The organism is Curtobacterium sp. HSID17257 (assembly GCF_003989515.1).
In the GTDB taxonomy this organism is placed as follows: Bacteria; Actinomycetota; Actinomycetes; order Actinomycetales; family Microbacteriaceae; genus Curtobacterium.
The window spans coordinates 1-8,216 of record NZ_RBLU01000128.1; the positions used below are offsets into that span (position 1 = coordinate 1).

Consider the following 8,216-nt stretch of genomic DNA (forward strand, 5'->3'; position numbering starts at 1 on the left):
TATCGCGCCCTACGTCACGCCGAACGCCGACTTCTACCGCATCGACACGGCGCTCCGCGTGCCGTCGATCGACCCGGCGGACTGGTCGCTCCGCATCCACGGTGCCGTCGACCGAGAGGTCGTCCTGACCTGGGACGAGCTGCTGGCACTGCCCCTGCAGGAACACATGGCCACGCTCAGCTGCGTGTCGAACGAGGTCGGTGGTGACCTCATCGGCAACGCCCTGTGGCTGGGCTACCCGATCCGTGCGCTGCTCGCGCGAGCGGGTGTGCAGGACGGCGCCGACATGGTCCTCTCCCGCAGCATCGACGGGTTCTCCGCGGGGACGCCCCTCGACGTGCTGCAGGACGAGGGCACCGCGGCACTGCTGGCGATCGGGATGAACGGCGAACCGCTGCCCGCCGAGCACGGCTTCCCGGTGCGGATGGTGGTCCCCGGGCTCTTCGGCTACGTCTCCGCGACGAAGTGGGTGACCGAGCTCGAGGTCACGCGGTTCGCCGACGCACAGGGGTACTGGACGCCGCGCGGGTGGTCCGAACGCGGGCCGGTGAAGCTGGAGTCACGGATCGACACCCCTCGGGGCGGCGCCTCACTGACCGCCGGCCAGCAGGTCGCCGTCGCCGGCGTCGCCTGGCAGCCGCACACCGGGGTCAAGTCGGTGCAGGTGCGCATCGACGACGGCCCGTGGCAGGACGCCACGCTCGCGGACTCCGTCTCGGCCGACACCTGGCGGCAGTGGGTGTACCGCTGGACGCCGGACGCCGGCTCGCACACGATCCGGGTCCGGGCGGTCAGCGCCGACGGCCAGGTGCAGACGAGCGTCGAGCGGCCGCCGGCTCCGAACGGCGCGACCGGGTGGCACACGGTGCAGGTCAGCGCCGGCTGACCACGCCAGCGTGATCGTCCCCGTCCCCCTCACCGTCGCCGTCGCCACGGGCACCGGGTGTCGCGACGACGGTGTCGAGGTCCATGCCGGGTCCGTCCTCGTGCCGGCGGACGAAGCCGCGCTGTTCGTAGAAGGACGCTCGACCCCGAGCCGCGAAGAGCTGCACGTCGTCGACGCCCCGACGGCGTGCCTCGTCGACGAGCCGGGCGAGCACCTCGCCTCCGACACCCGTGCCGCGCACGCCCTCCGACACGATCATCTCGGTGACGAAGGCGTGCAGGGCACCGTCGCTGATCAGGCGTCCGATCCCGACCAGACGCCCCGCCTCGTCCCGCGCGCTGCACACCACCCAGCTGCCGGACAGGGCGCGTGCGAAGCGCTCGAGGTCCCAGGCACCCCAACCGGTCTCGCCGTAGAGGGCCTGGAACTCCGCTGCGGTCGGCGGTGCGAACGAGTACTCCACGCCCAGACGGTACCGCGGCCGACGGGCGTCAGGCGGGGAGCTCCGCGACGATGCAGGTCCCCTCGACCTCGTCGTCGGACTCGATCGTCACGCTGAAGCCCGAGCCCTCGAACACCGCGGCGGACACCGGCGCCTGGGTCGACGACACCTCGATGACGACCGCGCCGCCCGGACGCAGCCACTCCCCCGCCCCCGCGGCCACCCGCCGGTGCACGTCGAGCCCGTCCGGGCCTCCGTCCAGCGCGACGAGTCGCTCGTGCTCCCGCGCCTCGGCCGGCATGGTCGCCAGCGCCTCCGACGGCACGTACGGCGCGTTCACCGCGATGACGTCGACGGCTCCGCGGAACCGTTCCGGCAGCGGCGCGAACAGGTCTCCCAGGACGACGATCCCGCGGTCGCCGATGTTCTCCGCCGCGACGTCGACCGCGTCCGGGTCGATGTCCGCGGCGACCAGGTCGAGCGCGCCGACCCGGCCGAGCAACGCCACCGAGATCGCGCCGACCCCGCAGCACAGGTCGACGACCCGGTCGTAGCGCTGCAACCGTCGTGCGGCCTGCTCGACGACGACCGTGGTGCGGGTCCGTGGCACGAACACCCCCGGTGCGACACGGACGCGGTGTCCGTCGAACGCGGCCCAGCCGAGCACGACCTCGAGCGGTTCGCCGGCGAGCCGACGCTGCACCAGGCCGCGCAGCTTCACCGGGTCACCGTCACCGGCCTCGAGCAGCAGGTCGGCTTCGTCCTCGGCGAACACGCTGCCCGCCGACCGGAGTCGGGCGGCCAGCGCGGCGCGCGCCGGGTGGACGGGAGGCACGGCTCAGCTCGCCGGTGGGGTCACGCGGATCGCGCGACCGGTCCGACTACGCGGCACCGTCGAACATCGACGTCACGGAGCCGTCGTCGAAGACCTCGTGGATCGCGCGGGCGATGAGCGGCGCGATCGGCAGGACCTCGAGGCGGTCCCAGCGCTTGTCCTCGGGCAGCGGCAGGGTGTCGGTGACGACGACGCGGTCGATGAACTCGCTCTGCAGCAGCTCGGTGGCCGGGTCGGAGAACACGGCGTGGGTCGCCGCGACGACGACGCCGGTCGCGCCGTTGGCCTTCAGGGCCTCCGCCGCCTTGGCGATGGTGCGGCCGGTGTCGATGAGGTCGTCGACGAGCAGGCAGACACGGCCGGAGACGTCGCCGACGATCTCGTGCACGGACACCTGGTTCGGCACGAGCGGATCGCGGCGCTTGTGGATGATCGCCAGCGGAGCGCCGAGCTTCTCCGACCAGATGTCGGCGACGCGCACGCGGCCCATGTCGGGCGACACGACCGTCAGCGTCTTCGGGTCGAGGATCTCGCGGAAGCGCTCGAGCAGGACGGGCATCGCGAACAGGTGGTCCACCGGGCCGTCGAAGAAGCCCTGGATCTGTGCGGCGTGCAGGTCGACGCTCATGATGCGGTGCGCACCGGCGGCCTTGAACAGGTCGGCGACGAGTCGCGCCGAGATCGGCTCGCGGCCACGGCCCTTCTTGTCCTGGCGTGCGTAGGGGTAGAAGGGCGCGACGACGGTGATGCGCTTCGCCGAGGCACGCTTCAGCGCGTCGACCATGATGAGCTGCTCCATGAGCCACTCGTTGATCGGCGCGGTGTGCGACTGGATGACGAACGCGTCGCAGCCGCGGACCGACTCGTCGAAGCGGGCGTAGAGCTCACCGTTCGCGAAGGTCCGGGCATCGGTGGGGACGAGGTCGACCCCGAGCTCGTCGGCGATCTGCGCCGAGAGCTCCGGGTGTGCCCGGCCCGACACGAGGACGAGTCGTTTCTGACCGGTGGTCTTGATTCCGGACAAGTGCGGTGCTCACTCCCTGACCCGCTCGGGGCCGTCTCGATCGACCCGACCGCCGTCAGATCTGTTCGCCGTGCGCGCGCCGAGCCGCCTCGGCCGCCGGCGAACCGGGTCGGTGTTCCTCGACCCATCCGTCGGTGTTGCGCTGCGGGGCGTAGCTGATCGCCAGCGACCCGGCCGGTACGTCCTTGCGGACGGTCGTACCCGCGCCGGTGTACGCCCCGTCGCCAATCCTAACCGGGGCGACGAACACGTTGTGCGAGCCGGTGCGGACGTTCGACCCGACCTCGGTGCGGTGCTTGTGCACGCCGTCGTAGTTGGCGGTGATCGTGTTCGCCCCGATGTTCGAGTCCTCGCCCACCTCGGCGTCGCCGATGTACGACAGGTGCGGGACCTTGCTGCCGCGGCCGATCACCGCGTTCTTCGTCTCGACGAACGTGCCGATCTTGCCCCGCTCGCCCAGGATCGTGCCCGGGCGCAGGTAGGCGAAGGGACCGACCGAGGCGCCGTCGCCGATGACGGCGAGGGTCGCGTCCACGCGGTTCACCACCGCGCCGGCTCCGACCTCGGTGTCGCGCAGCGTGGTGTCCGGCCCGACCACGGCGCCGGCGGCGACGGCCGTGGCGCCGACGAGCTGCGTGCCGGGGAGGATCTCGGCGTCGGCCTCGATGGTGACGTCGAGGTCGATCCAGGTGGTCGCCGGGTCCTGCACGGCGACGCCGGCGACCTGGTGGCGTCGGACGATGCGGGCGTTGAGCTCGCGCGCGGCGTCGGCGAGCTGCGCGCGGTCGTTGATGCCGGCCACGAGCCAGGGGTCGGTGAGGGTCACGACGTCGACCGAGCCACCCCGTCCGATGACGAGTGCCGGCGCGTCGGTGATGTACTTCTCGCCCTGCGCGTTCGCGGTGGTGAGCGACGGCAGGACGGCACGCAGCTGCGTGACGTCGAAGGCGTAGATCCCGGCGTTGTACTCGGTGATGGTGCGCTGCTCGTCGGTGGCGTCCTTGTGCTCGACGATGCCGACGAACGTGCCGGACGCGTCGCGGACCACGCGGCCGAGACCGGTCGGGTCGTCGGCGATCGCGCTGACCAGGGTCACGGCGTTGCCGACGTGGGCGTTCACCAGCGCGCGGAGCGACACGGCGTCGAGCAGCGGGACGTCGCCGGACAGCACCACGACCGTGCCGTCGAAGTCGGCGGGCAGCGCCTGGACGGCGACCTCGACCGCGCGACCGGTGCCGGGAACGTCGTCCTGGTCGACCACGATCGCCTCGGGGGCGCGCTCGGCGACCTCGGCGGCGACCCGGTCGCGTTCGTGCCGGACGACCACGGCGACGTGCTCGGGCTCGAGCGAGGCGGCCGTGCGCAGCACGTGCGCGACGAGGGGCAGGCCGGCGAGGCGGTGCAGCACCTTCGGGGTGGACGACTTCATGCGCGTGCCCTGCCCGGCGGCGAGGACGACGACGGCGATCCGCTGGTCGGTCATGCACCCATCCTGGCGCATGCGGTCCGACCGGGTGCTCGACCCGCGCCCGGAACGCGGGGTGAGCCGGGACCGACGAGCGGACCGAGCGCTACACCCGCGCCGGCTCCCGCCGCACGAACGCCATGAGCACGAGCCCCGCGACGAGCACCACGACCACGCCGATGATCCCGAACCGCGTCGACCCGCCGATCGTCACGGCGATGCCGAACAGCGCCGGTGCCAGGAACGACGCCGCCCGCCCGGTCGTCGCGTAGAGGCCGAACAGCTCGCCCTCGCGGCCCGGGGTGGCGAGCCGCGCCAGGTACGCCCGGGACGACGACTGCACCGGCCCGACGAAGATCGCCAGTGTGAGCCCGAGCACCCAGAACCCGGCGGTGGCGTTCCCGATGAGGAACACGCCGATGCCGGTGAGCGCGAGCCCGACGAGCGACACCGTGATGACCGCCCGCGAGCCGAACCGGTCGTCGAGCCGCCCGGACGCGAAGGTCGCGATGCCGGCGACGACGTTCGCCGCGATCGCGAAGAGGATCACCTGCGACGGACTGAACCCGAACACCTGCGCGGCGACGATGCCGCCGAAGGTGAACACCGCGCCGACGCCGTCGCGGAACACGGCGCTCGCGAGCAGGAAGGCCAGGACGTTCCGGCGCTCCCGCCACAGCCGAGCGACGTGCCGGCCGAGGTCGCGGTAGGCACTGAGCAGGCCGCCGGTGCGGGACCGGTCCGGTGCCGCCTCGGGCACGGTCAGGAAGAGCGGGACCGAGCTGACCGCCAACCACACCGCCGCGATGCCGATCGCGACCCGGACGTCCCACGACCCGTCCGCCACGGTCGACGGCAGCTGCAGGAGCCCCGCGACCCCCTCGGTGCCGAAGTCCTGGATGCAGAGCAGGAGCAGGACGACGAGCAGCACGATCCCGCCGAAGTACCCGGCCGCCCAGCCGACCGCCGACACGCGCCCGGTCTGCGGCCCGGACGCCACCTGGCCGAGCATCGCGTTGTAGCCGACGGTCGCGACCTCGTACGCGACGGTCCCGATGCCGAGGAGCGCTGCGCCGAGCACCAGGTACGGCTGCTGGGGCGCGACGAAGACCATCGCCCCGATCGACAGCGCGACACCGATCGTGCCGATGAGCACGGACCGGCGGCGGTGCCCGGAGGAGTCGGCGAGCCGCCCCACCGCGGGCGCGACGAGCGCGACGACGATCCCCGCGAGGGTCAGCGCCGTCGAGACCGTGGCGGCGTTGTGCGCGAGCTCCCGCTCGACCGCCTGCGCCGCGGCCGCCGAGGAGTCCTCGGCAGCGACGAGCCGCGGGTCGACGAACGCCCGGCTCGCCAGGTAGGTGCTGAAGACGAACGTGGTGACGACGGCGGTGAACGCCGAGGACCCCCAGTCCCAGAGTGCCCAGGACACGAGGGCCCGCCGGTCGGTGCGCTGCGGCACTGCCGCCGCCGGTGTCGCGGTCATGGCCGAACCGTAGCGCGTCGTGGTGACCGGGCGGGGACGACCCGGCCACGGCTCGCCGTGGTGACCGGACGCCGGACGGGAGGGTCGGCACCCGCCGGCACCGCGCCTCCCGTCCGTCGAGCGGTCACCGGACGGGCGCGACCCGCGTCGCGCACGTCGGCTCGCGTCCTCACGCGCCCGCGGGGACCCCGTTCGGGTAGACGACGGACTTGAGCGAGGCCGGGTCGGTGTCGCTCTCGAGGGCCTCCCGGACCTCGTCGAGGCCGAAGCGGCCGGTGACGAGCGCGTCGAGGTCGACCTGGCCCGACGCGACGAGACCGATCGCGACCGGCCACGTGTTCGTGTAGCGGAAGATGCCGGTGACCGTCACCTCGAGGTTCTGGATGTGCTCGACCGGCAGCACCATCTCGGAGTTGCCGAGGCCCACGAGCACCGCGGCACCGGCGGGCCCGACGGCCTTGATGCCGTCCGACACGGCACGGGGCGCACCGCTGGCGTCGATGAACGCGTCGACGGGGACGATGTCCGACGTGACGTCCACCGCGACGGGGTCGACCACCTCGGTCGCGCCGAAGGACAGCGCACGCTCGCGGCGCTCGGGGACGAGGTCGCTGACGACCACGCGCGTCGCGCCGAACGCCCGGGCGACCTGGGCGCAGATGACGCCGATCGGTCCGGCACCGGCGATGAGGACGCTCGAGCCGGGCACGATGCCGGCCTTGCGTGCGGCGGCGATGCCGACGGACAGGGGTTCGAGCAGTGCACCCGCCTCGAAGGACACCGTGTCGGGCAGGGTGTGTGCGAACTCCGCCTCGATCGTGACGTACTCGGCGAAGGCGCCGTCGACCGGGGGCGTCGCGTAGAAGCGCATGTGCGGGCAGAGGTTGTAGCGGCCGGCCAGGCACTGCGCGCAGCGGTGGCAGGGACGCTGGGGCTCGACGGCGACGCGCTCGCCGACCCGGGCGGGGTCGACGCCCTCGCCGACCGCGGCGATCGTGCCGGAGAGCTCGTGGCCGAGGACGAGCGGCTCCTCGACGACGAAGTCGCCGATGCGGCCGTGGCGGTAGTAGTGGACGTCGGAGCCGCAGACGCCGACGGCGGCGACGCGGACGAGGACGTCGCCAGGGGCGACCGCGGGGACGGGGCGGTCTTCGATCGTCAGGTCCTCGGTGCCGAGCAGGACGCTCGCGCGCTGGGTGTCGGGGGTGGTGCTCATGCGGATCTCGCTTCCTCGACCGCGTCCTCGCGGTCGGATGTGGTGTGGTCGGTGGCGGGGGCGGCTGCCGCGCCGCTGGTGGTCGGGAGGGCCCCGTCGCGGAGCAGGTCGGCGAACCCGAGCTCGGCGGCACCGCGCACCAGGACGTCCCGCCCGAGCTCGGCGGGCACGATGCGCAGCCGGTCGGTCATCGCCGCCATGGTCTGCGCCCGGACGTCGTCCTCGACGCGGTCCCCGACGTGCCCGAGCAGCACCCCGAGGAACCCGCCCAGCACGACGACCTGGGGGTCCACGGTGTGGATGGCGTTCCGGATCGCCGTCGCGAGCGCGGTCACCTGTCGGTCGACGACCCGTTCGACCTCGTCGTGTCCCTCGGCCAGCGCCGTGGCGAGGGCGTCGAGGTCGTCGGGCGGGGTGCCGGTCACGGCGGTCAGGGCGCCGCGCGACGCCTCGGTCTCCAGGCACCCGATCGCCCCGCAGTGGCAGCGGATGCCGTTCGCCGCGACGAAGGTGTGCCCGAGCTCGCCCGCGTACCCGTCGGCACCGCTGAACGGTCGGCCGGCGCTGACGATCCCGCCACCGATGCCGCTCGCGCCGCCGTTCAGGTACACCAGGTCGTCGACACCACGTGCACTGCCGTAGAGCCGCTCGGCCCAGGCGCCGAGGTTCGCGTCGTTCGCCGCGCGGACCGGCAGCCCGAGACGCTCGGCGAGGGGCCCGGCGAAGGGCTCGTCCCGCCAGCCGAGGTGTGGGGCGTCGCGGACGACCCCGTCCTCGACCCGGACGATGCCCGGGACGGCGACGCCGACGCCGACGAGCCGCAGCTCCGGGGCCGCCCGTCCGGTCAGGACGTCGAGCAGCC

Annotated in this window: 8 protein-coding genes; 1 reads left to right on the forward strand and 7 read right to left on the reverse strand. The window is 73.2% G+C overall.

Annotated elements, in window-relative coordinates:
• Positions 1-886 (forward strand): molybdopterin-dependent oxidoreductase (locus tag D8M35_RS14260; protein WP_148113384.1); only part of this gene is annotated, 886 nt, incomplete at its 5' end.
• Here D8M35_RS14260 and D8M35_RS14265 read toward each other — a convergent pair.
• The 7 genes from D8M35_RS14265 to D8M35_RS14300 form a co-directional block, all read right to left on the reverse strand.
• A complete protein-coding gene (locus tag D8M35_RS14265) occupies positions 873-1,349 on the reverse strand; it encodes a GNAT family N-acetyltransferase (protein ID WP_161972678.1) in 477 nt (158 codons plus the stop codon). The genes D8M35_RS14260 and D8M35_RS14265 overlap by 14 nt on opposite strands.
• 28 nt (positions 1,350-1,377) lie before the next feature.
• Positions 1,378-2,163 carry a putative protein N(5)-glutamine methyltransferase gene (locus D8M35_RS14270; protein WP_126892445.1) on the reverse strand — a complete coding sequence of 262 codons (786 nt, stop codon included), beginning with the start codon at positions 2,161-2,163 and terminating at the stop codon, positions 1,378-1,380.
• Positions 2,164-2,209: 46 nt separating this feature from the next.
• Complete coding sequence (locus tag D8M35_RS14275; RefSeq protein ID WP_126892446.1) at positions 2,210-3,187, reverse strand: ribose-phosphate diphosphokinase; 978 nt, start codon at positions 3,185-3,187, stop codon at positions 2,210-2,212.
• A gap of 55 nt (positions 3,188-3,242) precedes the next feature.
• Complete coding sequence (gene glmU, locus D8M35_RS14280) at positions 3,243-4,670, reverse strand: bifunctional UDP-N-acetylglucosamine diphosphorylase/glucosamine-1-phosphate N-acetyltransferase GlmU (protein WP_126892447.1); 1,428 nt, start codon at positions 4,668-4,670, stop codon at positions 3,243-3,245.
• An 88-nt stretch (positions 4,671-4,758) separates the two neighbouring features.
• Positions 4,759-6,138 (reverse strand): MFS transporter, encoded by a 1,380-nt coding sequence (locus D8M35_RS14290; protein ID WP_126892449.1) that lies wholly within the window; start codon positions 6,136-6,138, stop codon positions 4,759-4,761.
• 169 nt (positions 6,139-6,307) lie between these two features.
• A complete protein-coding gene (locus D8M35_RS14295) occupies positions 6,308-7,354 on the reverse strand; it encodes an NAD(P)-dependent alcohol dehydrogenase (RefSeq protein WP_126892450.1) in 1,047 nt (348 codons plus the stop codon).
• Positions 7,351-8,216 (reverse strand): ROK family protein (locus tag D8M35_RS14300; protein ID WP_126892451.1); only part of this gene is annotated, 866 nt, incomplete at its 5' end. The genes D8M35_RS14300 and D8M35_RS14295, both read right to left, overlap by 4 nt.